Source organism: Halothiobacillus diazotrophicus (genome assembly GCF_001663815.1).
In the GTDB taxonomy this organism is placed as follows: Bacteria; Pseudomonadota; Gammaproteobacteria; order Halothiobacillales; family Halothiobacillaceae; genus Halothiobacillus; species Halothiobacillus diazotrophicus.
Genome location: NZ_CP016027.1, coordinates 394,159 through 421,148 on the forward strand (window position 1 = coordinate 394,159; position 26,990 = coordinate 421,148).

The following is a 26,990-nucleotide window of genomic DNA, read 5'->3' on the forward strand; positions in this document are numbered from 1 at the left end:
GCCTGCGCATGAAGAAGTTTGGGCGCCTCCATAGTATATGATTTTGCCGCAGAGAAATTTCGCTGTTGACGCACGGCGTTGATTGAGAGGATTTCTATATTTCGGCTCTTTGAACATCAACGCGTCAGTTTGAACCTATTCATTAAGATAACCAAATGGTCATCTTCCGGCCAGCCTCCTGTTGTCTTGGTTTCGTCATAATGCAAGCCAGTATTTTCGGAATTTGGCAGCATGATCTTTCTTCACCTTTCCGCCGCACATTCGTGTCTCCGCATGGCCCGGATCGGCGTCGTGGCCGGCATGGCAATCGGCGTCGCCCTGTTGTCCGGTTGCGCCCAGTACCAACCGATCCGGGTGCCGACGCAACCCGACTATGCCCAACGACCGAACAGCGATCAGGTATCCGGTAAACCCCTGACACTGGCCGAGATCCGGCAACGGGTGGTTCGGGATAACGCGGACCTCAAGGCAGCACGGCTCGCCCTGGCGGTTCAGGATGCCGACGTCGCCCAGGCGGCGGCGCCGCCCGATCCCGCGCTGAATCTGGCGCTGGACCATCCGCTGAACGGGGCAGGGCTGATCAATGCCCTGAATCAGTCGCTGAGCGTCGATCTGTCCGCGCTGGTCACGCGGGGTGCGCGACTGGACGAAGCGCGAGCGAACCGGCTGCGGACGCGTCTGGGCTTGTCCTGGCAGGTGCTGACGACCGAGGCGATGGCCGTCAATGCCGCCATCGAATTGGTTTCGGTGCGTCAGCAACTGGCGTTGCTGGATGCCGACGCCCAGGCCGTCGACGCGCGGCTTGCGCGGAGCCGTCAGGCCCTGGCCAAGGGCTTCATCACCCAGGATGTCGTCTCCGCCGAAGTCGTGCGCTCCGCGGATCTGGCGCGCCAACGGGACGATCTTCGCCTGCAGCGGGATACGCTCAGGCAGCAACTCAATGCGCTGATGGGGCTGGCGCCCGCGACCCGTTGGCCGTTCTCGGACCGTTTTCCGGCCTTTGCCACGCCATCCGATGCCTCGGTGCGGGAGGCGCTTTCGACGCTCTCCACGCATCGCGCGGATCTGCTGGCGCTGAGGGCCGGCATACAACGGGCCGATGCCGCCTACCGAGCGGCCATCCTGCGCCAGTTTCCCGGGCTCACCCTCGGATTGAGCCGGGCCAACGACACCAGCAACGTGCAGACGGCCGGCTTCAGTATCGGTCTGACCCTGCCGGTGTTCGGCGGCGCTCAGGCCGAGGTCGCCCGCACCAGGGCGACCCGCGCCCGGATGGTGGCCGAATTCCAGGCCCGAATCGATCGGGCCGATGCGGATGTCGCCCGGGTACGCGACAAGCTGGAGAACCTGCGTCGCCGGCTGACGCAGATCGATGCGCGTCTGCCCATCCTGATGCGCACGGCGGCCCATGCCCAGACCGCGTTGGACGCGGGGTACTTTTCCACCGGTTCCTATCTGGCGGTGCGCGCCAGTCTGACAGCGGAGCAGATGAATCGTATCCGCACCCGGCAGGCCATCGCGCAAACCGAGCTGTCCCTGGCAACCCTGCTCGGCCAGTCGCCATCCCTCATGGGCGCCGAGCCCGAATCGCCGTCATCCCAATCGTCAATTCAGAGGACGCAACCCTGATGCGCCAATTCCTTTCCGGGCAACCCGTACTGTCGACGTCCCTCACGCTCACGCTGATTGCCCCCCTGCTGATCGGTCTGATGTTCGTTCGTTCGGCCTGCGCCGACGACGATGAGCAGCCACCCACGCCTGCGGGGCTGACGGCCCTCGTCCAGGTTCAGCCGCTGGCCCGGGAAACCCTGGTCCCGACCATCCGTGCCTATGGTCAGGCCATTGCCGACCCCACGCGGACCCTGAGCGTGACGACCCAGACCGGCGGTCAGGTGACCCAGCTGATGGTCGAGGCCGGCCAATGGGTGCACAAGGGGCAGAAGCTGCTGGTGTTGACGCTCGATCCCAAGGCGCGTCTTGCCTACCAGAAGGCGCAGACACAGTTGAACGTGGCCGAGCAGGATCTGCATCAGAAGCAGTATCTGTTCGCCCGGCAGATGGCGACGAAACAGGAGGTCGTGCTTGCCAGACAGGCAGTGACCGATGCCCGCAAAACGCTGATGGCCCAGCGGAAACTCGGTGCGGGCGAAGCGGTACACGTGATTCGGGCCAGCGAGGATGCGCTGATCCTCACCATGCCGGTTTCCGTGGGCGCCCTGGTGCCGCCTGGGGGCGTGCTCGCGACGATGTCTGCCCGACACGCGCTCCTGTTGCGTCTGGGCATCGAGCCGGAAGACGCCCCGCGGGTCGCCGCCGGGATGACGGTGACCTTTGCGCCGGTCTTTACCCGCGTGGTGGATCACCATCCCCAACGCACGGCAAAAGTCGTCCGGGTCGACGGCCGGATCAATCCGGCTACGCGGTTGCTGGATGTGGTGGCACGTCCCGATGGTTCGTCGGGAACGGAGGTGGCCTCGGGCGACCTGATCGCCGGGATGACCGTAATGGCGCGGATCGGGCTGCCGTCCCGCACGGGGCTGGTCGTTCCGACCGATGCGGTGCTCGCGATCGGCAAGGCGCAGCCGCATGTGTTCGTCATCCGGGCGGGGCATGCCGCATCCGTATCCGTTCGACCCGAGCTTCGTGTCGGGGATCGAACGCTCGTCGCGCCCGTCACGCCCGGCAGTCTCAGGGTGGGGGACGCCATCGTAGTGGCCGGACAGTACGCGCTGAAATCGGACATGGCCGTGCGTATCGCCTCCGATGCGTCATCGAACGGTATCCCGCAATGACGTTACATCGAGTCAGTTCCTTTGCCGAATGGCTGCTGTCGCATCGCCGTTCGCTGCTGTTCCTGCTGGTGTTGCTGGTGATCGCGGGTCTCTACGCCGGAACGCGCATGCCGGTTTCTCTGTTCCCCTCCGTCTCCTTCCCGCGCATCGTCGTGGCGCTGGATGCGGGCGATCGCTCGGCCGAGCAGATGCAGATGGAAATCACGGTGCCCATCGAACGAGCCCTGCGCGGCGTACCCGGTGTCGTGGCCATCAACTCGACCACCAGTCGCGGCTCTGCGGACGTCGACCTGCGTTTTGCCTGGGGGACGGACATCCTGCAGAAGGTTCAGCAGGTACAGGGCGCGCTGACCCAGGCCGTGTCGCAATTGCCGGCCGGGGTGCAATTCCGCGTGCGGCGCATGAATCCGACCCGATTCCCCGTGGTGGCCTACAGCCTGACTTCGGACCGAATCAGTCCGACCGATCTGCGCCGGATTGCCCGACTACAGATCCTGCCGGTACTGTCCAGCGTATCCGGCGTTCGCCAGGTGTCGCTGCAGGGTGGGCAGGTCGCAGAATATCGGGTGTCGGTGAATCCGAGCCGTCTGGCGGCCCTGAACCTCTCGATGCAGGACGTGGTGCAGGCGCTCTCGGCGGAAAATACCGTGCAGGCGGTCGGCAAGCTCCAGGCCCGTGGGCGGCTCGATCTGCTCTTGGCCGATTCCCGCTTCAAAACGGTGGATGAGGTGCGTCAGACCGTGCTGCGCACCGGGACCAACGGCATCATCCGCCTCGACGAAGTGGCCGACGTGCGCACGGCGACGGTGCCGAACTACCGGATCGTCACTGCCGACGGCAAGCCGGCCGTGCTCGTGCAGATCTACCAGAACCTCGGCGGCAATACGATCGCCATCGATCATCGGGTTCAGGCCAAGCTGGCGGCCCTGGAGCCGAGTCTGCCGAAGGGCATCACGTTCAAGCGGTGGTACGACCAGAGTACGGTGATTCTGGATTCCGCCAACTCGGTGCGCGATGCGATTCTTCTCGGAATCGTGTTCGCGACCCTGGTGCTGCTTCTGTTCCTGCGCAGCGTGAAACTTGCCGCGATCACCCTCGTGATGGTGCCCGCCGTGCTGGCGGCGACGACGGTGCTGCTTTCCGTGCTCGGCATGAGCTTCGACATCATGACGCTGGGCGGGATGGCGGCCGCCGTGGGCCTGATCGTCGACGACATCATCGTGATGCTCGAACAGATCACCCGCAAGCTCCGTGCGCAGGGCCACGGGCCGAGAACCGTCATGCAGGCCGCCCACGACTTCACACACCCGCTGGCCGGTTCCAGTACGGCGACGATCATCATCTTCCTGCCGCTGGCTTTCCTGAGCGGCGTCACGGGGGCCTTTTTCAAGGCCTTGTCCCTGACGATGGCCACCGCGCTGATCATCTCGTTCCTGTTCGTCTGGCTGGCGCTGCCGCTGATCGCCGACAAGCTGCTGGGCGAGCGGGATGCCCATGCGGAAAACACGGGACCGATCGTCCGTCGGGTACATCAGGGCTACGCATGGCTGATGCAACGCCTGCTCCATCGTCCGCTCTGGACGCTGCCACTGATTGGCATGGTGATCGGGGTGGGCGTTCTGGCGCTGGGCCGGGTGCCGTCCGGCTTCATGCCGGCCATGAACGAGGGGGGCTTCGTGCTGGATTATCAGACGGCGCCGGGTACCTCGCTGGTCGAGACCGATCGGCTGGTGCGTCAGGTCGAGCATATCTTCGCGACCACCCCCGAGGTGGCGACCTGGACGCGCCGGACGGGCACCCAGCTTGGGGGCGGGCTCACCGAAGCGAATCAGGGGGACATGTTCATCCTGCTGAAGAGCCCCCAGGGCCAGCAGGCGGTCATGGACAAGATTGCGGAGCGCATCCAGACCGAGGTACCGGGATTCGAGCTGCTGGACATGAACCAGCCCATGCAGGATCTGATCGGCGATCTCAGCGGCTCGCCCCGGCCGGTGGTGGTCCGCTTGAGCGGGGCCGGCTGGCAGACGCTTCAGGCGCTTGCGCCGAAGGTGGCCGATGCCCTGGGCAAGGTGCAGGGGCTCAAGGAAATCAACGACGGGCTGGTGGTTGCGGGCGGCGCGGTAGATATCCGGATCGACCACGTCCGGGCCGCGCTGGAAGGGATGACACCGGCGGGCATTACGCAACAGCTTGATACCCTGCTGGCCGGTTCCGTGCCCACGCGTATCCGGGTTGGCCAGGAAATGATCGGCGTGCGTGTCTGGGTGCCCCAGCAGGATCGCCGGTCGTTGGCGGACATCCGCCAGATGATGCTTCGGGCACCCGATGGTCATCTCGTCCCGGTGGCGCGCGTGGCGACTTTGACCCGGGTCAACGGCATCGCCGAGATTACGCGGCACGACCTGCAGCCGGCCGTATCGGTATCCGCCCGGATCGAGGGGCGCGGGTTCGGTGCGACCATCGGCGATGTAAAGCGGGTGCTCGCGGCACCGGGCCTGCTCCCGCCCGGCGTGCACTATGAATTCGGCGGGCTGTACCTGCAGCAGCAAAAAGCCTTCGGCGGCCTCATGCTGGTGTTCGTGGCAGCCGCACTGTTGGTGTTTCTCGCCTTGCTGTTCCTTTACGAACAGTTCACGGCGGCCCTGGCGATCATGACGGCGCCGCTGCTGGCGGTGGGTGGCGTGTTCACCGGGTTGTGGCTGGCGGGGCAGACCCTGAACATCTCTGCCCTGATGGGCATGATCATGATCATCGGGATCGTGACCGAAGTCGCCGTGTTCTACTTTTCCGAGCTTTCCGTCCTGCGCGCTGCGGATGCGCCGGTTACCCCGGCGCTGCTGATCGAGGCAGGCATCAATCGGATCCGTCCCATTGCCATGACCACCATCGCCGCCATTCTGGCACTGCTCCCCCTGGGGCTCGGTATCGGGCAGGGGTCCGCGATGCAGCAGCCGCTGGCGATCGCGATCATTTCCGGCCTGGCCATCCAGATGCCGCTGGTGCTGGTGATCATGCCGGTGATCTACCGGGTACTGCTGAACGTGGGGCGGCGTGCGGCAGCGCAGTGATCTCGCCGTTGATCCAGGCATAGGGTCCGGTCGTAGGGGAACGAACCGTGGGCGCCCATTGCCCGATCGCAATTTGCTATCATGCACGCATCTTTCGCTTGTCCATCTAAGGAGACGCCCCTATGGCGATCGCTAACCGTCGTTCGGTCATGACCCTGTTCACCAACCCTGAAAGCCCGGATTGCCACCGAACTCGGATCGTCCTTGCCGAAAAGGAACTCACCGCCGATGTGATCGATATCTCCGTGGGGGAGATTCCCGAAGATTTTCACGACCTGAGCCCGGAAGGCACGGTGCCGGTGCTGGCCGATCGCGATCTCGTGATCACCAATGCCCGCGTGATCATGGAATACCTGGACGAGCGCTTCCCGCATCCGCCGCTGATGCCGGTCGATCCGGTCAGCCGTGCCAAGGTGCGCACCGCCTTGTACACCATCGAACGGGACTGGTACGGTTTGCTGCCCGAGTTCGAACGGGGCGAGAAGACCGTTTCCCGTGCACGCAAGCAGCTGCGCGAAGGGCTGCTGGCCCTGGCCCCGGCCTTCGGTCACCAGCCGTTCTTCATGAGCGAGGAGTTCAGCCTGACGGACGTGACGCTGTCTGCGCTGCTGTGGCGTCTGCCCGTATACGGTATCGAGCTGTCCGGCGCCGGTTCCAAGCCCGTGCTCGATTACATGAAGCGCATGTTCGACCGCCCGACCTTCCAGTTGAGCCTCACCGAAGTCGAGCGCGAGATGCGCGACCGCTACTGATCGCGCCCAGTCATTGCCATTAGGGATATCCCATGCTTTCCAAACGCCCCTACCTCATCCAGGCCCTGTACGAATGGACCGTCGATCAGGGTCACGTGCCGATCATCGTCGTCGATGCCACGGTATCGCGGGTGGTGGTTCCGCCGGCGCATGTCGAGGAAGGGCAGATCCATTTGAACATCAGCCCGAATGCAGTTCGGGATTTCTCGATGGATCGGGCGGCCATCGCCTTCGAAGCGCGTTTTGGCGGCAAGGCCGAGTCCGTGTTCGTGCCCATGCGCGCGGTCATCGGCATTTATGATCGCGATTCCGGCAGCGGCGCGCAGTTCCCACCGGAACCGGACGAGGAATTCATGGACGATGACGATCAACCGGCCGTACCCACCCTGAGCCTGGCGGGCGCGAAATCGCCGGAGCCCCCTACGCCCCTGCGGCCCGTCACCGATGACACGGCAGCGGCCGCCGATGAGGCATCCCCGACGTCCGAACCGGACGACGAACCGCCAACGCCGCCCGACGGTCCAAAAGGTCCTCGCCTGCGCATCGTCAAGTAGGCCCGCGCAGATTCGGATCTTCGTGCCGCAGTTGCCCATTGTCGGACAAACGTGCACGGTACGGATCCGAGGGCGACGTTTTTCCAACCTGAGCCCCGTTCCGGAGGTTTGGTCCCGTCACGGGTTTGGTTATACTGCGATCAAGACGTGAAAAACTGCGTGAACTGTTGTGTTTAAGACAATGATTTTTTGTGTATTTGAATGAGCCAAGCCAAGCAAACCATGCTGTTTCAACCCCAGCGGATGGTGGCCGATCTTTTCCTGGTCGGCCTGATTCTGCTCATGGGGTATTACAGTATTTCACTGTTCACCTATTCGCCCGCTGATCCCGGCTTCAGCACCACGGGGCAGGGCGGTCACCTGCATAACGCTGGTGGACTGATTGGTGCCTGGTTGGCGGACTTCTCCCGATTCCTTCTGGGGTATGGGGCATTTGCGCTACCGCCGATGGTGCTGGTGTTCGCCTTGCGTCAGTTCGTGCGGCTGCGTGCCGGCAACGGTTTGCTGGACGTGTTCATGGCGATCCAGATCGGCGGGGTGATCCTCACGGTGTTTGCGGTCACCGTTCTGGCGGCAATTCACCAGCCACCGAATACCGGCATGGGCGTCTCGGCCGGCGGGGTGATCGGCAACGTCCTCGCCAATGGGGTGATTCATTACCTGGGCGCATTGGGCGGCACCGTGCTGATGCTCGGATTCCTCATGCTGGCGTTCTCGACGGTCTCGGGCCTCTCCTGGTTTGCCGTGTTCGAACTGATCGGCCGCTTTCTCGAAGGCGTGTTCGTACTGCTGGCACGGCTCGGTGGCTTACTGACCCAACGCGTTCCGCGCGTGACCGTCGCGACGTCCTCTGGGGTCGACGACACCGCTGCGGGCGCCACGGATTTCAGCCTGACACCGGCACCGCGCCGTCGCAGGAAAGCGGTCGATACGAGCGAACGGGTCGAACCCAGCCTGGCAGAGACGGCGTCCGAACCGATCGAGGCCCCCAAACCCCTGCTGCCCAGCCTGAGCAAGAAATCGCGCACAGCCGCCGCGCCCAAGCCGCCACGGCCGATCCAGCCGGTACTCGGCACAGAGAATGGTCTGCCGATTGTGGATCTGCTCGATTTCGCGCCAAAAGCCGAGACCGGTTACAGCCCGGAAACCCTGCAGGCCATGTCCCAGTTGATCGAGGATCGTCTGGAAGAGTTCGGCGTGCGCGTCGATGTGGTCGCGGCCACGCCGGGCCCCGTGATCACGCGGTTCGAACTGCAGCCGGCCGCCGGGGTGAAGGTCAGCCAGATTTCCAACCTGGCCAAGGATCTGGCCCGCGCGCTGTCGATCGTCTCCGTGCGGGTCGTCGAGGTGATTCCCGGTAAGTCCACCGTGGGGCTCGAAATTCCCAACCAGGTGCGCGAAATCATATCCCTGCGCGAACTGATCGAATCGAAGCATTACCGGGACAGCAAGTCCTCGCTCACCATGGCCCTCGGCAAGGACATTGCCGGTGGCGCCGTGACGGCGGATCTGGCCCGCATGCCGCACCTGCTGGTGGCGGGGACGACCGGTTCGGGCAAGTCCGTGGGCGTGAATGCCATGATTCTCAGCCTGCTGTACAAGTCGCGCCCGGAAGATGTCCGTCTGATCCTGATCGATCCGAAGATGCTGGAACTCTCCGTGTACGAAGGCATTCCTCATCTGCTCGCGCCCGTCGTGACGGACATGAAGGAGGCGGCCAACGCCCTGCGCTGGGCCGTGGGCGAGATGGAGCGACGCTACAAGCTCATGTCGGCGCTGGGCGTGCGGAATCTCGCCGGTTGCAACGAGAAGATCCGCACGGCCGCTGCCCGTGGCGAGCCCCTGCGCGATCCCTTCCACAATCCGGCGGAGGCCTTCGATCCGGACTTGCCGGCGCCGGAACTGGAGGCCTTGCCCTTCATCGTGATCGTGGTGGACGAATTCGCCGACATGATGATGGTGGTCGGCAAAAAGGTGGAAGAACTGATTGCCCGACTGGCCCAGAAAGCCCGTGCGGCGGGGATTCATCTGATCCTGGCCACCCAGCGGCCTTCCGTGGATGTGATCACCGGTCTGATCAAGGCGAACATTCCGACCCGGATATCCTTCCAGGTATCCTCCAAGATCGACTCGCGCACGATTCTCGACCAGATGGGTGCGGAGAATCTGCTGGGCCACGGCGACATGCTCTATCTGCCGCCCGGCACCGGTCTGCCCAAACGTGTTCATGGCGCTTTCGTGAGCGATGACGAGGTGCATCGCGTGGTCGAGGCGCTCAAGGCCCTGGGCGAACCGAACTATATCGAGGCGGTGCTGTCTGACGAATCCGCCGCTGCGGTGACCCTGCCGGGCGAGAAGCCTGTTTCGTCGTCGGGCGAAGCCGTCGACGAATATTACGATCAGGCGGTTGCGATCGTGACCGAAACGCGCAAGGCGTCCATCTCCTATGTCCAGCGACGGTTGAAGATCGGTTACAACCGCGCCGCGCGCCTGATCGAGGAAATGGAGAACGATGGGATCGTCGGTCAGCTACAGGCCAACGGGTCCCGCGAGGTATTGGCGCCGCCCCCACCCAAATGATCGATGAGGGCTGAGTCCGCAAGAATCGCCCTGCGCCGCCCTGGGGGTGCCAGTCAGTGATCGCGGCTGATCTTTATGCCGCGGATCGTTGTTCCAACGATGGGTCATTTCCTTTCGCTACGGGCGAATTTTCCTTTTGTACGCTATTTTCCCGAGAGTGTCGGGTGTTCAGGTGAGTATCATGATGCGTCGTCGCGGTTTGTCGGGTTTGGTCCTCGGGCTGATGGGTTGGGTGATGCTGGGCGCGGGCTCCTGGACGGTCGCTTATGCGCAGAACGAGGGCGGCGCGGACGTCCAGGCATTTCCGCTGGGTTCCGACACAAATCCCGCCGATACGCGGCCGCTGACCGAGTTCGTCCAGAAACTCAAGAGCTTTTCCGCCAATTTCGTCCAGCAGCAGGTCAATGCGCGGGGCCTGAAGCAGGCGCCGTCCTACGGTCATTTCGTGCTTTCCCGACCCGGACGGTTCTTCTGGGTGTACGAAAAACCCTATGTGCAGAAGCTGATCGCCAACGACGGGACTCTGTGGGTTTACGATCCCGATCTGGCACAGGTCACCCGCAGTTCGCTCACCAAGGATCGCGGTGCGCCGATTGCCATCTTCCTCGGCACCAAGCCGCTGGATTCGGTGTTCACCATCAGCGCTCAGGGCAAGAATGACGGGCTGTCCTGGTTCGGGCTCGTCGATCGGGCCGGTCAGAGCGATTTCAGCCAGCTGCAGGTCGGCATGGACGACCAGGGCATCAAGGCGATGGTGTTTACCGACAAGCTGGGTAATCGCACTACCGTGCAGTTCAGCGACCGCAAGGTGAATCAGCCCGTGGATCAGAAGCTGTTCGCCTTCACGCCGCCGCCGGGCGTTGATGTGGTTGAAAATCGCTGATTCGCCTTCGATCACGCCAACACGCACAACAACATTCGCGCCACGCCTCATGCACGATCTGTTTCATCAGGAACCCACGCCGCCGCTGGCCGAGGCCTTGCGTCCCAAGACCCTGGACGAGGTGATCGGCCAGAGCCATCTGCTGGGTGCGGGCAAGCCATTGCGGCTGGCCTTCGATGCCGGCAAGCCGCATTCGATGATCTTGTGGGGGCCGCCGGGGGTGGGCAAGACCACACTGGCGCGCTTGACGGCTCAGGCCTTCGATGGCGAATTCATCGCATTGTCTGCTGTGTTTTCCGGCGTCAAGGACATCCGCGCCGCCATGGATCAGGCGGAACGGAATCTGGCGCTGGACAAGCGCACGATCCTCTTCATTGATGAGATCCATCGGTTCAACAAGGCGCAGCAGGATGCGTTGCTGCCCTATGCCGAGTCCGGTCTCGTGACGCTGATCGGCGCCACCACGGAAAACCCGTCCTTCGAGGTGAATTCGGCCCTGTTGTCCCGGGCACAGGTCTATGTCCTGAAATCCCTGACGGAAGCCGAACTGCGTCAACTGATCGATCGCGCGCGGCATACGGTACTGACCCGGATCGAATTCTCGTCCGACGCGCTGGATGCCCTGATCGGTCTGGCCGACGGCGATGCGCGGCGTCTGCTGAACATGCTCGAACAGCTGGATACGGCGGCGACCGCCTCGGGGCAGGGTGTGATCGATACGGATTTCCTGCAGAATGCCCTGACCCAGGGGGCCCGGCGATTCGACAAGGGCGGCGAGCATTTCTACGATCAGATTTCCGCCCTGCACAAGTCCGTGCGCGGATCGAATCCGGACGCCGCCCTGTACTGGCTGTGCCGCATGCTCGACGGCGGAGCGGATCCGAAATATCTTTCACGCCGAATCGTGCGCATGGCCTGGGAGGATATCGGCCTGGCTGATCCGCGGGCAATGCAGATTGCCAACGACGCCGCGACGACCTACGAACGGCTGGGTTCACCCGAGGGCGAATTGGCGCTGGGACAGGCCGTGATCTATCTCGCCGTTGCCGCCAAGAGCAATGCAGGGTACATGGCCTTCAACCGGGCAATGTCTTTCGTCAAGCAGGATCAATCCCGCGAGGTACCCATCCACTTGCGCAACGCACCGACGAAGCTGATGAAGGAACTCGGCTACGGTCATGCCTACCGCTATGCCCATGACGAACCCCATGCGTATGCGGCGGGCGAAAGCTACTTGCCCGAAGGCATGGCCGATCCGGGCTGGTATCAGCCGGTGCCCCGCGGGCTCGAGGAGCAGATTGCACAGAAGATGGCCTTTCTCCGAAAGCTGGACGACGAAGCCGAGTCGTGACCCGCTAACAGCGGGAAAGCGATCGACTCAGATGCGTTATCTGTTCAGGAGTCGCGATCCTGATCAGCGAGCGGCTCGTAAAAGCGGTAGGCGCTGCAACCTGCATTCTTCGCCAGATACATGGCCTGGTCGCTGTGCTTGAGCAGGCTGTCCACATCGTCGCCGTCCTGAGGGTAGACAGCGATACCGATGCTCGCGCTGGGGCAGATGATCTGTCCGTGGATCTCGATGGGCGCCGCAAGTGCGTCGATAATCTTCTGGGCGACGACAGCCGAATCTACGGGGGAACTCAGGTTGGCCAACAGGACGATGAATTCGTCGCCGCCCTGTCGACCCACCGTATCCTCGGCGCGGAGTGTGGCGGTGAGTCGCTCGGCAACGGTCTGCAGCAGCAAATCGCCGGCATCGTGGCCGAGCGTATCGTTGATTTCCTTGAACTTGTTCAGGTCGATGAACATCACGGCGAACGGCGTCTGGGTCCGGCGGACGCGGGCAATGGTGTGCTGGATCCGATCCTGAACCAGACGCCGGTTGGGTAGATCGGTCAATGAGTCGAAATTCGCCAGATGCTCGATACGTGCCTCTGCGGCCTTGCGGTCGGTAATGTCGTGCATCACCCCGATGAATTTGCGCAATCCGTTCAGGGTGAATTCAGAGACACGAAGTTCGATGGGAAAAATCTCGCCATTGCTCCGTCGGGCATCGAGCGCGCGTACGGTACCAACGACGTGAGGCGTTCCACCCTCTAGATAGCGCTTCAGATGATGGTCGTGCTCCACGGCGTCGCGTTCTGGCATCAGCATGGACACGTTCCTGCCCAGAACCTGCTCGCTGGGGTAGCCGAAAATCCGTTCCGCCGCCGGATTATAGAGTTCAACCAGACCCTCCGCCGAGATACTGATCATGCCTTCGTCGGCGCTATTCAGCAGCAGGCGGACATAATTCTCGCTTTCCTTCAGCTTGTCGTTCGCTTCTCGCGTGGCGCGTTCGGAGCGAACCAGTTCCGCGACGAGTGGCGCCAGTAGCCAGCGCAGCGAGAGCAGTCCGCCGATCAGCAGCAGGGCAAGCGCGGGCAGGAGATAGCGCAACTGGTGCCAGATCGGCGCGTACAGGGCTTGGCTATCGACTTTGAGGACCATGCCGAGGCCCCAGTTTGCGACGGGCGAATAGGCAGCAACCACTTCCTGATGGCGGTAATCGCGTGCGATGACGAAACCGGTTTTTCCAGCAAGCGCATAGCTCATCGGCAATGGCGTTCCCGCAGAGGACAGCGATTGCAGTGTCATGATGTCCGGATTCAGTATGGTCGGGAAACACTGCATTTCGTCCGGCCCTGAGGTGGCGCACAAGGCGAGATCCGAGGTGCTTTTCACGTGGCTGGGATGAGGAGCGAACATGTTTGTCAGGGACGGAAGGGGACTCTCGGTGATCACCTTGCCAATGACCGTACCGTCTTCCTCGACATTGATGATGCTGCGCAGAAAATACGCGTCTTCGTAGGTTAGGAGGGTGTTATCGGCAATATTGATCGGCACGGAGAGGATGGGGTGCTGCGCGAAACGTCCGGCTTGAGCCACTTTGTCGCCATGGGCATCGAACAGGGCGATGGCATTCAGACCTGTCTGCAGAAAGGAATCGGCACCCAGCTGGAGGGCCTTCTGGGCCTTGATATTCTGGGGGTTCTGGTTGATGGCGTCGAGCTGACGAATCAGAAACGGCCGGGTGGCTACCGTCTCGCTTTTATCGAAGCTTTGTCGGATTTCGGTCTGGGCCAGCACCACATGATTTTGCAGGTCGGTGCTGAGACTGGTGCGAAGCAGATTTTCCGCATGGTTCTTCATGACGTAGAACACCGTCGTACCGACGGTTGCCATGGCCGTAACGAGGATCAGACCGGAAACGATCGTAATCCTTTTCTGAGCGATTCTGGAACGGGGCATGCGTTACATGGGTGAGGCAATCGATTGGCCTGCTATTGTCGCACGGTTTTCGAATCCTGCTTTAAACACTTTTTCCGGGGATTCGCCGTATCGATCCGCTGGTCATCACCACTTTCGAATACTGGCCCGTTGAGGGACGACTGGCTCGGACGTAGACTAGACTTCCAGCAGACCGATCAAGTGGAGGGATGAGGTATGAAAAGGCATGTTGCAGCGGCTTCGGTTTCGGGTGCCGTACTCAGCGCCCTCCTGTTCGGTCAGGCGCTGGCTGCCAGTTCGACAACGGAAGATCCGAGCGTCAAGATCACTCGGGATATTTCCTCGATCACGGTGATCGATCATGGTCGCAAGGTCGTGATCGAGCGAAACCAGAATCCGAACAACACGATCGATCCCGAATATGCGAAAACCAGCCGCGATTGCCCGCCGTTCTGCGTTCAACCCATGCAGCTTCTCCCGGGGGTACATACCATCGGCGAACTCGAACTGCTGAAGCTCCTCAAGCAGCATGCAGACGGGGACGACTCGATCATGATCATCGATTCCCGTACGCCGGACTGGTATGCGAAGGGCACGATTCCCAGTGCCGTGAACATCCCCTGGACGACGATCTACCGTGGGACAGATAACTACGATCCCTTCATCGTGGAAAATCTCCTGACCGACACCTTCCATGCGAAGGTCAAGGATGGCATATGGGACTTTCGCGGGGCCAAGAAGCTCGTGCTGTTCTGCAACGGCCCCTGGTGCGGTCAGTCGCCGACCAATATCAAGGAACTCGTGAGCATGGGGTATCCGGCGGACAAGCTCTATTGGTACCGCGGCGGCATGCAGTCCTGGCATAGTCTCGGCTTCACGGTGGTCAAGCCGCACGAGTAACCCGTCCGAGGGGGTATCGATAGGGGCGGCGCCCGCCAAAGCTGACGGGTGTCAGTCCTGTCCGTGGGATGGTGCGAAGCGTTCCGGTTCCACCCCTGCCAATGCCTGAAAAGCGGGCCTGGCGAAGTAGTAGCCCTGGAACAGCTCGATCCCCAGGGCTTGGAGCACGGCGAATTCTTCGTAGGTTTCCACGCCTTCGGCGATTACCGTGATACCGAGTTCCAGGCATACCTGCATGACCCCACGCACGATGGCGTGATTCACCTTGCGTTGATCGATATGGCGGATGAGGGCCATATCCAGCTTGAGGATGTCCGTCTGGATTTCGGCCAGAAGATTCAGCCCTGCGTACCCGGCGCCGAAGTCGTCGATGGCTGTCTTGAAGCCGCGCTGTCGGTAATACGCGACGATCTCGCGCATGTGGCCGATGTCGTCGACCTTTTCGGCTTCGTTGATCTCGAAGATGATTCGTTCGATCGGAAAGCCGTAGGTTTCCGCAGCGGCGAGGGTCGTACGAATGCACAGTTCCGGCCGGTACACCGCGTTGGGCATGAAGTTGATGCTCAACATCGAGGGCATGCCCAGTTCGGCGGCGAGTTTGATGGCCTTGGTCCGGCAGGACTGGTCGAATCGATACAGATTCGTGTCATTCACATGGGTGAAAACCTGGCCGGCCGGCTCGTTGCCGAGTCCTCGGACCAATGCCTCGTGCGCAAAGATCTCTCGGGTCGTGGTGTTCACGATGGGCTGGAAGGCCATGGTGAAGTCGAAGCCCAGGTCCGTGGCATGGGCGCACTCCGCACATCCGAGCGGGCGAAAGTCGGGTTGTAACTTCATCGTGTCGGCACATCCCTCCGGCCGTTGGTCGCGTGATCGGGGCAACAAGTCCCGATCTGGCCCTGTCTCCCGGTATTCTCGCGCGAAGCCATGCGGGAAACCAGCCATTCCTTGTCTTGTTTCGGACATTAGGCAGGCGATCGCTGTCATCCCGTCGACAGATGGACGCGGCCCCTGATGCCCAAGTCATTGGTTTGAAGCCGATGAACGTGTCGATAGTCATGTTTTTCCCTGGGGCACCGGGGGTGGCATTGTACTTGCTGTGTTGCCTGTATTTGATTGCACAGGTTGTATTTCCGACAACGGGATCTGACTTTCAGCCGCGAACGGGTTTCGGAAATGCGCCCAAGACCAGAGGATAAGAACATGGCAACACTTGAAGAAGGCAGGATATCCATCGCGTTGCGCACGGGTAAACCGACAGGACTGGGCGATCTGGGCATTCCCCCGGGCGAAGAAACCCGGATCATGAAGGGTCAGGGGCATGAATTCGTGCAGACGCTTGCGGGCGGCGGCGTAGGCCGGATGTTTCAGAATATCCGCGTGATTGCCGTCTGGGCCCCATTGGGGGACGCGCCGGTCGTCAAACTATTCGTTATTCTGGAAGTATTCGGTGACAACACCCTGTCTCAGGGCCCGGAATGCGGCCTTACGCTCCGTTTGTATGCGGGCGCGCAACATCTCATGGATCTTCCCACGACCTCGCTGTTTCTGCCGTATCCGAATTGCTGGTACGACAACCGATTCGCCTTCGATCTGCCGGTTGACGTGTTCGAGGCTCTGGATCATGTGGCATTGATCGTCGGCGCGGACACCGTGGTGGTTCTGTGACTGGCGTGATCCTTCGCTTCGGGAATCGGGATCATGTCCGCGGCTAGTCCGACGGCGACAGACTATCTGCAGCTGTTCGAGCGTTACGGCACGGATTTCGGTCCGGCGTATCTGGCGCCGGAGGATGAGCGTTACCGCCTCCTGTTCGACCAGATCTGCCGGCTCCTGGTCGCGCCCTCCAGCTTCAATCAAGCGATGCCCCAGGAGTTCCGGCAAGCTGCAAAGCGCTATCTGGCCGGTGAGGCGTCGACCCTGGCACATCTGCGCGATCCACAGAATCGGCATTTCATGCTGAGCGATCTCCACGACTATGTCCATCTGACGGCGCACATGGGCGGTTCTGGCTGGTAGCGATCCGTTGCGATGCCCGAACCGATCGGAAACGGGCTGTGCAGAACGTGGCACGTGTCGGTGGCCTGCCTGAAAATTTCGATGACATCTTCTACCATCGGATCGTCCATTCAAAAAATGTGACGGGAGGTTTATGTCATGACACAGCCACTGAACAACAAGAAAGTCGCCATTCTGGTCGCAGATGGCTTCGAACAGGTTGAATTGCTCGAACCGCGGAAGGCATTGGCAGAAGCCGGTGCGGAGACGGACGTGGTCTCGCCGTCCGAAGGATCGGTAAAAGGGTGGAATCATACCGACTGGGGACAGGGTGTTCCCGTCGACAAGGCGCTCGATAAAGCCGACGCGGCTGATTACGATGCCCTGGTCCTGCCTGGTGGGGTGATGAATCCGGACCAATTGCGTCGCAATCCCAAGGCGCTGGCTTTCGTCAAAGCGTTTTTCGCGCAACACAAACCGGTCGGTGCCATCTGTCACGGCGGCTGGACGATGATCGACGCCGGCGTCGTCGATGGACGGCGCATGACGTCCTACTGGAGCATCCAGTCCGATCTCAAGAATGCCGGCGCCCATTGGGTCGATGAGGAAGTGGTGGTCGACGATGGCCTGGTCACGAGTCGCAACCCCGATGACCTGCCGGCATTCAACCGCAAGCTCGTCGAGACGTTCGCCATGGGCGGTCACGCATGATTCGTCACGCCTGATTCGTCATTGGTCTCGGCCTGTCCAATGATCGGACCCCGGCTCCGGCCGGGTTTTTTATGTGCGTATCAGATGGCAGATGGTCATCAGACCTTGTCTGCCCATTGCGCGACGGTATCGTCGGCGGTCCGAATCATATCGGGGGCGCTGTGCCAAATGAAAGCAATACCACCGCAGTGCTTTCCCTTAGCGCTTAGGGTTTCAAAGCTTCGACGGGCAGGTTGATCGTGATGTCATCGGAAACGCCCGGGGCGTATTTGCCCATGTGGAAGTCCGAACGTTTCAAGCGCGTGTAGGCATTGGCACCGATTTCGTCCTTCTTCACGATCGGGTTTTCTTTGTGTTGAAAGGATGTCACTGTCAGCACCACGGGTTTCGTGATGCCCTTGATGGTCAGATTGCCATAAACCTTCACCGGCTTGCTGCCGACAAACTTGACCATCGTGGATTTGAAAGTGATCTCGGGATAGCGGGCCGAATCGAAGAAATCCTTGTCCTGCAGCTTGTCGTTTAGTACCGAATAGCCCGTGTTGATCGATTTCGGGTCAATACGAATCGCTACGGAGGCGGTTTTGGCCTGGGGGTCGTAGATGATCGTGCCTTCGGTCTTGTCGAAACTGTGCACCTGCATCGAGAAACCGAAATGATTGTATTCGAAGCGGGGTTGGGTATGCGTCGGGTCGATGACATAGGTCGTCGGCGCGGCCTGGGCATGGGGTGCCAGGGCCATGAGCAGAAACAGGTACATGATTCTGGTGACTGTATGGTCATGGCGGTGGCGTGGAAGAATGCGCATGGTGATGTTCCTCCGATCAGTTTGATTCGGGGTCAGGAAGACGGTGACGGCCCGAGCGGGTCTGAGCGCGCAGTCTCGCCCATCGCATGGGTCGGTCCGGAAACCGTTGCGACTACAGATTCTGGGCCAGCGCCGCAACACCGGCCCGGGGAATGAACTGCCGGAAACTCTCGAAGTCCATCGGCCGGGCGATGTAGTAACCCTGAGCCGTATCGCAGCCGAGGCTGGCCAGCATCTCCCAGTCCGCCTGGGTTTCGACGCCCTCGGCCACGCTTTTCACCCCCAAGCGGCGGGCCATGTCGATACTGGACTGCACGACGATCCGTAGCGACTCGTGGTGGACGAGGTCCTTCACGAAGAACTGATCGATCTTGAGTTCGCTGAATGCGATACGCGTGAGTTGCTGCAGGCTCGAATAGCCGGTGCCGTAATCGTCGATCGACAGGGCAAACCCCTTCATGCATAGGCGGGCAAGGTTTTCCAACGCATGTGCCACATCGGTCATGGCTGCCGTTTCCGTGATTTCCAGAATGATGTACTTGGGATCCAGCCCCGTCTTCAGAACAACTTTCGCGATCTTGTCGGCGAGGGTGGCATCGTGCAGAGAGACGCGCGAGAGATTGATCGAGATGGAGATCGGGTACCCGCTTTCATGGAGTTCCTTGCAGGCCATGGCGGATCGCTCAAGCATCAGGAACGTCAGGTCGTCGATGTTGCCACGCTCTTCGAGCAGGGGAATGAATGCCTGGGGGGCGATAATGCCGTGATCGGGGTGGCGCCAACGGGCGAGGGCCTCGGCGCCGATCACGGCCCCGGACTTGAAGTCCACCTTGGGTTGGAAGAAGGGTTCGAACTGTGCCTCGCTGATTCCCTGACGTATCTCATCCAGGGAAAAGGGCGCAGGTTTTTCCTCGGCTATCTGAATGGCACTTTTCGGACGGTAGCTGTTCAATAGGTTTTTCAGGCGCTCCAGGGAAATGGGTTTTTCGATGGAACCGAGCAGATGGATATCGTACATGGCCGCCATGCGCTGCACGAGCTCCAGCAGGCGGCTGTCCATGGCGCTGATGATGATGACGGCTACGTCGTGATGCAGCTGGCTCAGATGGCGCAGAAACTCGAGACCGTCCATTTCCGGCATGTTCAGGTCGCAGAGGGCCACATGGATGGGCTCGCCGCTTTCGTGGTGGATTTGCTCGAGCGCCTGCCTTCCATTGCTGGCGACCGCGACGGATGTGGCGCCCAGGGCATTTAGCATGGTCACCAACATCCGTCGCTGGAAGTCGTCGTCCTCGATGACCAGCAGGTTGAGCGTATCGATCATGGTCAACTTCCCTGATTTCGGGTGCGTTCGGCGAGCATCCGACCGAAGCGATCGAGAGCCGCCGTCAAATCCGATTCCGCGGCACATGCTGCTGTATGGTCGTTCGCACGCGCCGTTTCCTCGATGCGCTGACAGGCCTCGGCGAGCTCTTGGGCGCCGACCATCCGGGAGGACCCCTTCATGCGATGGGCGGCATCTGCCACCGATATCAAACTTGTCTCGGCCTGCGCGCCCGTCTTCAACTCGTCAGCGAGTCGGGTGGCGTCCGCCAGGATATGACGATGAAATTCCTGAAGAAGTCGCACACGTTCCGCATCGGTTTGAACGATATTAGCCAAAACACTGCTATCGAGAATGCGTTCCTGGTCTGATTCGTCAGTGGCCTCGCCTAAGGGTGTTGTTTTTTTATCATTTTCCGCATCCGACACAGGGAGCCAGCGGGCAATCGCCTGTTTGAGCTGGGTGAGGTCTGCCGGCTTGACCAGCAGATCGTCGATGCCTGAAGCCTGGCAGCGTTCCAGTTCCTCGGAACTGGCATTTGCCGTCCAGGCGATGATCGGCAGTCTTGGCCGCTTTTCTTCCGTTTCGATCTTGCGAACCGCGCGCGCAAAGGCATAGCCGTCCAACTCCGGCATGTGGCAATCGGTGATGATCAGTGCGCAGTCATCCTTGGGCCAGGCGGCGAGGGCCGATATGCCGTTGTCTGCCGAAACGACGCGTAGCCCGAGCAGACGAATTTGTCGTGCAAGCAGGTCGCGATTGATCGGATGATCGTCGACCGCAAGTACCTGGGGGGCATTGTCGGTATTCTCGCGGAAGGGCGTCACCTTCCGCTGTTCGACCACGGGCAATAGGGCGGGGAGTCGATCTGCGGGCGCTGCGGAAACGGGCAGTGTCAGGATCAGACTGAAAGTCGCGCCCTCATTCGGCGCGCTGACGAGCTGGATCTGGCCGTCGAGAAGATCGGCCAGCCGACGGCAGATGGACAGACCGAGCCCCGTGCCGCCGTACAGGCGCGCCGTATCCGCACTGGCCTGGCGGTAGTGCTGGAACAGTTGGGCCTGGACCTCCTCGGCGATGCCGACGCCCGTATCGCGGACGGAGAATCGGATGCGTTCCCCACTTTCCTTCAATTCGAGCAACTCGGCGCTGACCACGATCTCGCCTTCTTCGGTGAACTTGATCGCATTGCTGACGAAATTGTTGAGAATTTGGGACAGGCGAAGCGGATCGACAATATGTGCCGCACTGAGCTTGGGGTCGATTTCATGCTTGAGTAGCAGATTCTTGGCGCTGGCCACGCGGGAATACGTGTTCACGACCTCCTGAATCAGCTGAGGAATCGAGGTCGCCTGGGGCGAGAGCACCAGCTTTCCTTCCTGGATCTTCGACCAGTCGAGAATGTCGTTGACGATGCGCAGCAGCCCCCGGGCGGATTCCCAGGCGGCTTGGAGCGTGGTGATCTGATCCGGCTCCAGATCGGTCATCGACAGGACTTCCAGCATGCCGAGAATCCCGGTGAGCGGGGTGCGGATTTCATGGCTCATGGTGGCGAGGAAGGAGTCCTTCAGATGGTTCGCCTTTTCCGCATCGTCCCGGGCGGCGATCAGTTGCTGTTCGTGCAGCTTGGTTTCGGTGATGTCGCGAATGACGCCCGTAAAGTGCACGGCATCGCTGAGTTGCAACGTATTTACGGCGAGATTGATCGGGAAGCGACTGCCGTTTTTCCGCTGGGCCTCCATCTCCCGACGCTGGCCGACCACACGGGCTTCCCCGGTCTCGAGATAGCGTGCGAGGTAATCGTCGTGCTGACTACGATGGGGTTCGGGCATCAGCATTTTCACGTTTTGCCCCATGACCTCCGCTTCGGTGTAACCGAACAACTGCTCGGCTGCGGGGTTGAAGCTTTCGATCGCCCCGTGCTGGTCGATGGTGACCACCCCATCGGCCACGGCATTGAGGATCTCCTGAATTCGTTTGCGGCTGTCGATCAGGGCACGCTTGGCGGCATATTCCTGCGTGACGTCGCGGAACACGAGAATGGCGCCGATAATCGCGCCCTGTCGGTCGCGGATCGGCGCGCAGCTGTCCGCGATCGGGCGCTCCGTGCCGTCGCGCGCGATGAGCACCGTGTCGTTGGCGAGGCCCTGAATGCTACCCATGTTCAGGGTGTTCCACACCGGCACCGGCGCAGGGGCGCGCGTCTGCTGGTTGATGATGTTGAACACCTCGCCGATCGGTCGTCCGTAGGCGTCGGCCTGGGACCAGCCCGTCAGTTTCTCGGCGACGGGATTCAGCCGATTCACGTTGCCCTCCTTGTCGGTGGACAGCACCGCGTCGCCGATGGCGTTCAGCGTCACCGAAAGGCGTTCCTCTCCGGCCGCGTGGGCAATCACGCGTTTTTCCAGTTCCTTGTTGAGCCGCCTGATGGATTGCCGGGCCAGTTGACGACTCAGGGTCACGCGGGCGATGTAGAGCGTGAGTAAGGCAAGCATGAGGAAGGTGAGTGCGAGGATCGCCCAACTGAAGGTATGGGTGTAGAACGCCGAGGCGTACAGGGCGGAATCGGGTATGAATGAGACGATTTTCCATTGGTAGGGTGGCGATGAGGCCTGACTGGCCGTGGCTCTGGCTTCCTCGATCGGGCCCAACGTACTGAGCGGTCGTACCGTGTCGTAAACGAATAGTCCCCGATCCGTTCGGAGAAAGCCCTGTTCCGAGGCACGGATGACCGGCCAGATGTCGGGATATTCATGGGCGAAAGTGCGCGACTTGTCGCCAAACATGAATCCCCATTCTTTCGTGGGGTTCGGGCCGCTCAACCAGTATCCCTCCTGGTTAAGCAGCATGCCCTCGTGCGGCAGGCCGCCCTGCATCGTTGTATGAAAGTTCTTCAGCAGCCGGTCACCGAAGTAGTTGAGGATGACCACGCCCTTCTTGTCGCCGTTTCGATCGTATACCGGCGTGCCGAATCGGATCATGGGTTTGTAGGGTGTTTCGATTCTCCGGTGTTCCATATTCAGGTCGAGCGGAGACACGAATATCTGGTTTCGGTTGAGCGCAAGGCTATCCTCGAAATAGTAGCGGCCGCGTTTGTTCTGCAATTTCGCTGCAGTCACCACTGCGGGCATACCGTCGTTGTCGTTGATCCGTATTCGTTCCTCGCCCGTGGCATCGAGGTAGCGAATCTGGTCATAACGTCGGGATTTTTTCGCCAGTAGCAGAAAGATTTTTTCGAGATCCGCACGCTGGGCCGGTTGACCATCGCTGAGATAGGACTGCAGGAGTGGCAAGTTGGACAATACCTGCAAATCGGTGATGACCGAGGCAAAATCCGACTGGATACTCTGTTTGGCCACCAGAATGCGACTGTGTTCGCGTACTTCGGCCCGCTGCAGGCGGATATGCTGGTCGAAACGAATGACCGAATACAGAATCCCGGACAGGATGAGCACGACGGGTACGAAGATCTGCGTAAAACGTACCAGTAATGCCTGGACTTCAATCCTCTCGTTCGGTTGCGACATTCTGGATACTGACTCCATGATATTCCGTGTCGTCCCTAATATTAGACCAACGAAATCCTGACCGTAACTATTTGCTATTAAATATAAAGAGCGAGTCCAGGTGACCGTTTATAGGCGCTAGGGTGCTCGTCCGGGAGGTGTCGATACACCATTGGCAGGTTTGTCATGATGCCCCCATGAACAAGGGTCATACTTTGAGTTTTTTCCAGAGTCGGGTTCCGATTCGGAAATCTGTGCGCTCAAACCAGCAGCGCCCATCGATCACTTAGGCTTTGCGCCTATTGCGCGTATCATGCGCGGATACCCCGGACGGAGGACAGATCCATGCTCCTGATGCACCCATCCAAACTGCTTGGCGCCCTGATCCTGACGGCAGTGCCCCTGGCCAGCCCCGCGGTCCATGCCGACATCATCAACTGGAATCTGCTCTACGGGGATGCGCCGGGCGTTGGGGGGAGCCTCGGCACCATCTTTGCGCCACCGCTCTATACCATCGTGCCGGCGCAGATCGATGGGGCGGATCATGTCGTCATCAGAAAGCGCCACCGTGTGTACCGTCACGAGGCCCATTGGCTGATCCACGAGTCTCATCCTCATCGCCACCCGCACGCGCAGAGCGACGACGTGCATCGTGAAATCTACCGGCAGCCACGCGAAGCGCACGAACGCGGCGAAGATTGACCGGCCCAGGTTACCTGCGACAACCCCACACGGCTGGTCCGGCACGCCATCCCCTACGTTGAGTCGGTCGGACCAGGCTCCCGATCCGTCAACCGGATTAACCAATCGTCATGAACTCGCCACTTATTGGCAATGCCCCACTGGTTATGGTGAGCCTGCATCAACGATCCCGTTGATCGTCATATGGCGCGTTGCGCCCCATTGGAGGATCTCATCATGAAATCACGTTATGTCCTTGCAGGTCTTGCCGGTATCGGCCTGAGTCTGACGGGTATCGTCGGCGCCCAGGCCTACGACGGCGAATCGCTTGCCACAGGGGCCAAGATCGGCATGCCGGAAGCGCGAACCCTGGCGCTCAAGGCCCGACCGGGCACCATCACCGACGAAGAACTGGAAAAGGAGGGCGGTGGTAGTGGTCTGCGCTATTCGTTCGACATCCAGGGGACCGATCAAGTGGCCTATGAAGTCGGTATCGATGCCCGGTCGGGTACCGTACTAGAAAACGATCGGGAAAGCGCCCGTCCCGACTGACTCGCAACAGCATAACTCGGCGGCGCGTCCGGAACGCGTTCGCCCTACGTCGAAAACCCGAGCCTCGTCATTTCCACGAGTCTCGGGTTTTTCGTTATCGGTTTTGGGTGTCGGATTCGGAGAGCGGATCGCTTTGGGTGGTCTGTCGACCATGACCAGCCCGGCGCGACCCTCTTGAGTGAACCTTGGCGATGAACCTTAGGCGCGGACTTCGACCGGCGTGCCCTTATAGGCCGGTGTGAGCGAGTTCTTCTCGTGATAGGACAAGGGTACGAGGGGATTGAGTTCCGGATAGTATCCGGCGACCGTCCCGTCCGGCAGGTCGTAGGGCGTCACTTTCAGGCCGCCGATCTGCCGTTCTATCCCATCGTCGATCTGACTGCGCAGCGTCACGGTCTGTCCTTCCGTCAGTCCCAGTCGATCCATCTCCTTGCGGTTCATCAACACGATTTCCCGGCTGCCTTCCAAGCCGCGCAGGCGGTCCGAAAACCCGTAGATCGTCGTGTTGAACTGATCGTTGGAGCGCAGGGTGATCAGGGTCATGGCGTTTTGTCCGCTGGGGGATTGTCCCAGGGCCGACAGGGTGGTCGGCGGGGTGAACTGGGCCTTTCCGCTTTCCGTCTTCCAGTTCCGGTCGCGGGCCGGATTCCCGCGATAGAAGCCGCCGGGTTGCATCATCCGCTTGTTGAAATCGCTGAAATCGTCGGGGAAGGTCTCGGCGATCAGGTCGCGGATCAGGTCGTAGTTGGCGACCCACTCGTCCCAGCGCAGGCGCGGGTTCGGCGGCAGCGTGGCCTTGGCGATGCCGGCGACGATTGCCGTTTCCGAGCGGACTTTGTCGCTGGGCGGTTCGGCCGTGCCGAGGGAGCCGTAGATATGGCTGAACGTATCCTCCATCGACACGGCCTGCGGGCCGCTTGCCTGACGGTCGATATCGGTGCGGCCGAGACAGGGCAGGATATAGCTCACCTTGCCCGGTGCCAGATGCGAGCGGTTCGGCTTGGTGGAAATGTGTACCGTTAGATCCAGGTTCGGCCAGGCCGCCTCCAGGCGCTCGCGGTCGGGCAGGGCACGCAGCAGATTGCCGCCCAGCGACAGCATCGCCTTGACGCTGCCGTCCAGCACGCCCTCACTGGCTTTCACGATATTGAGCCCTTCTTCGCTGGGCGCGTCGATACCGAACTGCGCCTTCAGCTTCTCGGCCGGCATGTGGGCGGATTTCTCGCCGATGCCGACCGTTCGCTGACCTTGCACGTTGGAGTGGCCGCGTACCGGCGACATGCCGGCGCCGAGGCGGCCGATGTTGCCGCGCATCAGCAGCAGATTGCAGTACATGCCGAGGTTGAGCCAGCCGTTCACATGTTGCGTCAGGCCCATGCCGTAGATGCCGATGACGTTCTTGGCCGCGATGTAGATGTCTGCCGCTTCCACGATCAGGGCGCGGCTCAACCCAGACTGCGCCTCGATTTCCGACCAATCGAACGCGCGGATCAGGGCGGCGGTCTCGGCAAAACCGGTCGTTTCCGACGCAATGAAGTCATGATCCAGAATGGTGCCCGGGGCAGCATCTTCACGGGCGAGCACATGCTTCATCATGCCGGCCAGCACGGCGATGTCGCCGCCCGGTTTCACCTGATAGTACTTGTTGGAGATCCGGGTGGGGTGATTCGTGATCATTTGCATGATGTTCTGCGGATCGACGAACTCCAGCAGCCCGCGTTCACGTACGGGATTGAAGGTTACGATCTTGCAGCCCCGTTCGACGGCCGCCTTCAACGTATGCAGGAAACGCGGCGAGTTGGTGCCGGTGTTCTGGCCGAAGAAGAAGATGGCGTCGCAGTGGTCGAAGTCCTCCAGCGTGCAGGTGCCCACCGGCGTGCCGATGAAGGTCTTGAGGTTCACGCTCGTCGTCTCGTGACACATGTTGGAGGACTGCGGCAGATTCTGATGGCCCATGGCACGGGCGAACAGGGCATACAGATACGACGCCTCCAGCCCCGCATGGCCGCTGGCGTAGAACACGGCCTCCTTCGGGGCGATGCGCTGGAGAATCTGGCCGATCTCCTGCAGGGCCGTATCCCAGCTGACCGGAACGTAGCGGTCGCGGGCGGCATCGTAGCGCAGCGGCTCGGACAGGCGCCCAGCCCGCTCCAGATCGTGGTCGTGCCAGGATTTCAGCTCGCTGACGCTGTGTTCCTCGAAGAAGGCGGCGTCGGCTCGTTTTTCATCCAGTTCCCAGAGGGTTGCCTTGGCGCCGTTTTCGCAGAATTCGAACTTGGCCGGTTTGGCCGGTTTGGCCCAGGCGCAGGAACTGCACATGACCCCGCCGGGTTTGTTGAGATTGGCGAGAATCTTTGCCGCAACGGTGGACCCGCCCACGTCGCCGAAAATCCGCGAGATGCCGCGCAATGAACCCCAGCCACCGGCCGGACCCCGGTCGTACGGGGTATTGGGGTCCTGTGCAATCGGGGAATGCGCGTTCTTGTTTTCCGAAGTCGTCATGATGTTCCTCCTCAGGATCTACAGAAACGGCGGCGTGCCAAAGGCCAGGTCGGCAGACACCCGTTGTCGCGATGAATCCCGATCGGTCCGGGGCGGGGTGGCAGGAAGC

Annotated in this window: 20 protein-coding genes; 14 read left to right on the forward strand and 6 right to left on the reverse strand. The window is 61.1% G+C overall.

Going from position 1 to position 26,990, the window contains the following annotated elements; translation table 11 throughout:
• Positions 1-231: 231 nt before the first annotated feature.
• The 8 genes from A9404_RS01855 (at position 232) to A9404_RS01890 (ending at position 11,980) form a co-directional block, all read left to right on the forward strand.
• Positions 232-1,629, forward strand: coding sequence for a TolC family protein (locus A9404_RS01855; protein ID WP_066098140.1), 1,398 nt, complete (start codon positions 232-234; stop codon positions 1,627-1,629).
• The gene (locus tag A9404_RS01860) at positions 1,629-2,792 is read left to right on the forward strand and encodes an efflux RND transporter periplasmic adaptor subunit (RefSeq protein ID WP_066098142.1); all 1,164 of its coding nucleotides are present in this window, start codon (positions 1,629-1,631) and stop codon (positions 2,790-2,792) included. The genes A9404_RS01855 and A9404_RS01860 overlap by 1 nt, the downstream gene beginning before the upstream one ends.
• A complete protein-coding gene (locus tag A9404_RS01865; protein ID WP_066098144.1) occupies positions 2,789-5,860 on the forward strand; it encodes an efflux RND transporter permease subunit in 3,072 nt (1,023 codons plus the stop codon). Before A9404_RS01860 ends, A9404_RS01865 begins: the two co-directional genes overlap by 4 nt.
• 122 nt (positions 5,861-5,982) lie before the next feature.
• Entirely contained in the window at positions 5,983-6,612 is a 630-nt protein-coding gene (locus A9404_RS01870) for a glutathione S-transferase N-terminal domain-containing protein (protein ID WP_066098145.1), read from the forward strand.
• A gap of 32 nt (positions 6,613-6,644) precedes the next feature.
• Entirely contained in the window at positions 6,645-7,166 is a 522-nt protein-coding gene (locus tag A9404_RS01875) for a stringent starvation protein B (protein WP_066098147.1), read from the forward strand.
• A 201-nt stretch (positions 7,167-7,367) separates the two neighbouring features.
• On the forward strand, positions 7,368-9,746 hold the full coding sequence (locus A9404_RS13690; protein ID WP_066098149.1) for a DNA translocase FtsK: 2,379 nt from the start codon (positions 7,368-7,370) through the stop codon (positions 9,744-9,746).
• A gap of 181 nt (positions 9,747-9,927) precedes the next feature.
• Entirely contained in the window at positions 9,928-10,629 is a 702-nt protein-coding gene (gene lolA, locus A9404_RS01885; protein WP_082922656.1) for an outer membrane lipoprotein chaperone LolA, read from the forward strand.
• A gap of 49 nt (positions 10,630-10,678) precedes the next feature.
• On the forward strand, positions 10,679-11,980 hold the full coding sequence (locus A9404_RS01890; RefSeq protein ID WP_066098153.1) for a replication-associated recombination protein A: 1,302 nt from the start codon (positions 10,679-10,681) through the stop codon (positions 11,978-11,980).
• Positions 11,981-12,024: 44 nt separating this feature from the next.
• On the opposite strand, the gene A9404_RS01895 is transcribed toward A9404_RS01890, so the two are convergent.
• On the reverse strand, positions 12,025-13,920 hold the full coding sequence (locus A9404_RS01895; protein WP_082922657.1) for a diguanylate cyclase domain-containing protein: 1,896 nt from the start codon (positions 13,918-13,920) through the stop codon (positions 12,025-12,027).
• A gap of 195 nt (positions 13,921-14,115) precedes the next feature.
• On the opposite strand from A9404_RS01895, the gene A9404_RS01900 reads away from it, so the two are divergent.
• Positions 14,116-14,799, forward strand: coding sequence for a rhodanese-like domain-containing protein (locus tag A9404_RS01900; RefSeq protein ID WP_066098157.1), 684 nt, complete (start codon positions 14,116-14,118; stop codon positions 14,797-14,799).
• 51 nt (positions 14,800-14,850) lie between these two features.
• On the opposite strand, the gene A9404_RS01905 is transcribed toward A9404_RS01900, so the two are convergent.
• Positions 14,851-15,636, reverse strand: coding sequence for an EAL domain-containing protein (locus tag A9404_RS01905; RefSeq protein WP_066098159.1), 786 nt, complete (start codon positions 15,634-15,636; stop codon positions 14,851-14,853).
• 366 nt (positions 15,637-16,002) lie between these two features.
• Here A9404_RS01905 and A9404_RS01910 point away from each other — a divergent pair, with 366 nt between their 5' ends.
• The 3 genes from A9404_RS01910 (at position 16,003) to A9404_RS01920 (ending at position 17,508) form a co-directional block, all read left to right on the forward strand.
• Positions 16,003-16,467, forward strand: a complete 465-nt coding sequence (locus A9404_RS01910) for a hypothetical protein (protein ID WP_066098161.1) — start codon at positions 16,003-16,005, stop codon at positions 16,465-16,467.
• A 33-nt stretch (positions 16,468-16,500) separates the two neighbouring features.
• Entirely contained in the window at positions 16,501-16,818 is a 318-nt protein-coding gene (locus A9404_RS01915) for a hypothetical protein (RefSeq protein ID WP_066098163.1), read from the forward strand.
• A 138-nt stretch (positions 16,819-16,956) separates the two neighbouring features.
• Positions 16,957-17,508: a type 1 glutamine amidotransferase domain-containing protein gene (locus tag A9404_RS01920; RefSeq protein ID WP_066098165.1), complete on the forward strand. Its 552-nt coding sequence runs from the start codon at positions 16,957-16,959 to the stop codon at positions 17,506-17,508.
• 205 nt (positions 17,509-17,713) lie between these two features.
• Here the strand turns inward: A9404_RS01920 and A9404_RS01925 are convergent, their stop codons facing one another.
• The 3 genes from A9404_RS01925 to A9404_RS01935 form a co-directional block, all read right to left on the reverse strand.
• On the reverse strand, positions 17,714-18,316 hold the full coding sequence (locus tag A9404_RS01925) for a YceI family protein (protein ID WP_197490397.1): 603 nt from the start codon (positions 18,314-18,316) through the stop codon (positions 17,714-17,716).
• A gap of 112 nt (positions 18,317-18,428) precedes the next feature.
• Positions 18,429-19,640 carry an EAL domain-containing response regulator gene (locus tag A9404_RS01930; RefSeq protein ID WP_066098168.1) on the reverse strand — a complete coding sequence of 404 codons (1,212 nt, stop codon included), beginning with the start codon at positions 19,638-19,640 and terminating at the stop codon, positions 18,429-18,431.
• 2 nt (positions 19,641-19,642) lie between these two features.
• Positions 19,643-23,167, reverse strand: a complete 3,525-nt coding sequence (locus tag A9404_RS01935; RefSeq protein ID WP_066098171.1) for a PAS domain S-box protein — start codon at positions 23,165-23,167, stop codon at positions 19,643-19,645.
• 324 nt (positions 23,168-23,491) lie between these two features.
• On the opposite strand from A9404_RS01935, the gene A9404_RS01940 reads away from it, so the two are divergent.
• Both A9404_RS01940 and A9404_RS01945 read left to right on the forward strand, forming a co-directional pair.
• Positions 23,492-23,848: a hypothetical protein gene (locus A9404_RS01940; RefSeq protein WP_066098173.1), complete on the forward strand. Its 357-nt coding sequence runs from the start codon at positions 23,492-23,494 to the stop codon at positions 23,846-23,848.
• Between the two features lie 216 nt (positions 23,849-24,064).
• Complete coding sequence (locus A9404_RS01945) at positions 24,065-24,379, forward strand: PepSY domain-containing protein (RefSeq protein ID WP_066102614.1); 315 nt, start codon at positions 24,065-24,067, stop codon at positions 24,377-24,379.
• 198 nt (positions 24,380-24,577) lie between these two features.
• On the opposite strand, the gene A9404_RS01950 is transcribed toward A9404_RS01945, so the two are convergent.
• Positions 24,578-26,881, reverse strand: coding sequence for an FdhF/YdeP family oxidoreductase (locus A9404_RS01950; RefSeq protein ID WP_066098175.1), 2,304 nt, complete (start codon positions 26,879-26,881; stop codon positions 24,578-24,580).
• Positions 26,882-26,990: the final 109 nt, after the last annotated feature.

Coding starts and splice junctions, on each gene's coding strand:
- A9404_RS01865 (WP_066098144.1), top strand. CDS start 2,789: ATGACGTTACATCGAGTCAGTTCCTTTGCCGAATGGCTGCTGTCGCAT.
- A9404_RS01870 (WP_066098145.1), top strand. CDS start 5,983: ATGGCGATCGCTAACCGTCGTTCGGTCATGACCCTGTTCACCAACCCT.
- A9404_RS01940 (WP_066098173.1), top strand. CDS start 23,492: ATGCTCCTGATGCACCCATCCAAACTGCTTGGCGCCCTGATCCTGACG.
- A9404_RS01935 (WP_066098171.1), bottom strand. CDS start 23,167: ATGTCGCAACCGAACGAGAGGATTGAAGTCCAGGCATTACTGGTACGT.
- A9404_RS01925 (WP_197490397.1), bottom strand. CDS start 18,316: ATGCGCATTCTTCCACGCCACCGCCATGACCATACAGTCACCAGAATC.
- A9404_RS01895 (WP_082922657.1), bottom strand. CDS start 13,920: ATGCCCCGTTCCAGAATCGCTCAGAAAAGGATTACGATCGTTTCCGGT.
- A9404_RS01890 (WP_066098153.1), top strand. CDS start 10,679: ATGCACGATCTGTTTCATCAGGAACCCACGCCGCCGCTGGCCGAGGCC.
- A9404_RS01930 (WP_066098168.1), bottom strand. CDS start 19,640: ATGATCGATACGCTCAACCTGCTGGTCATCGAGGACGACGACTTCCAG.
- A9404_RS01900 (WP_066098157.1), top strand. CDS start 14,116: ATGAAAAGGCATGTTGCAGCGGCTTCGGTTTCGGGTGCCGTACTCAGC.
- A9404_RS01875 (WP_066098147.1), top strand. CDS start 6,645: ATGCTTTCCAAACGCCCCTACCTCATCCAGGCCCTGTACGAATGGACC.
- lolA (WP_082922656.1), top strand. CDS start 9,928: ATGATGCGTCGTCGCGGTTTGTCGGGTTTGGTCCTCGGGCTGATGGGT.
- A9404_RS01855 (WP_066098140.1), top strand. CDS start 232: ATGATCTTTCTTCACCTTTCCGCCGCACATTCGTGTCTCCGCATGGCC.
- A9404_RS01950 (WP_066098175.1), bottom strand. CDS start 26,881: ATGACGACTTCGGAAAACAAGAACGCGCATTCCCCGATTGCACAGGAC.
- A9404_RS01905 (WP_066098159.1), bottom strand. CDS start 15,636: ATGAAGTTACAACCCGACTTTCGCCCGCTCGGATGTGCGGAGTGCGCC.
- A9404_RS01910 (WP_066098161.1), top strand. CDS start 16,003: ATGGCAACACTTGAAGAAGGCAGGATATCCATCGCGTTGCGCACGGGT.
- A9404_RS01945 (WP_066102614.1), top strand. CDS start 24,065: ATGAAATCACGTTATGTCCTTGCAGGTCTTGCCGGTATCGGCCTGAGT.
- A9404_RS01860 (WP_066098142.1), top strand. CDS start 1,629: ATGCGCCAATTCCTTTCCGGGCAACCCGTACTGTCGACGTCCCTCACG.
- A9404_RS01920 (WP_066098165.1), top strand. CDS start 16,957: ATGACACAGCCACTGAACAACAAGAAAGTCGCCATTCTGGTCGCAGAT.
- A9404_RS01915 (WP_066098163.1), top strand. CDS start 16,501: ATGTCCGCGGCTAGTCCGACGGCGACAGACTATCTGCAGCTGTTCGAG.
- A9404_RS13690 (WP_066098149.1), top strand. CDS start 7,368: ATGAGCCAAGCCAAGCAAACCATGCTGTTTCAACCCCAGCGGATGGTG.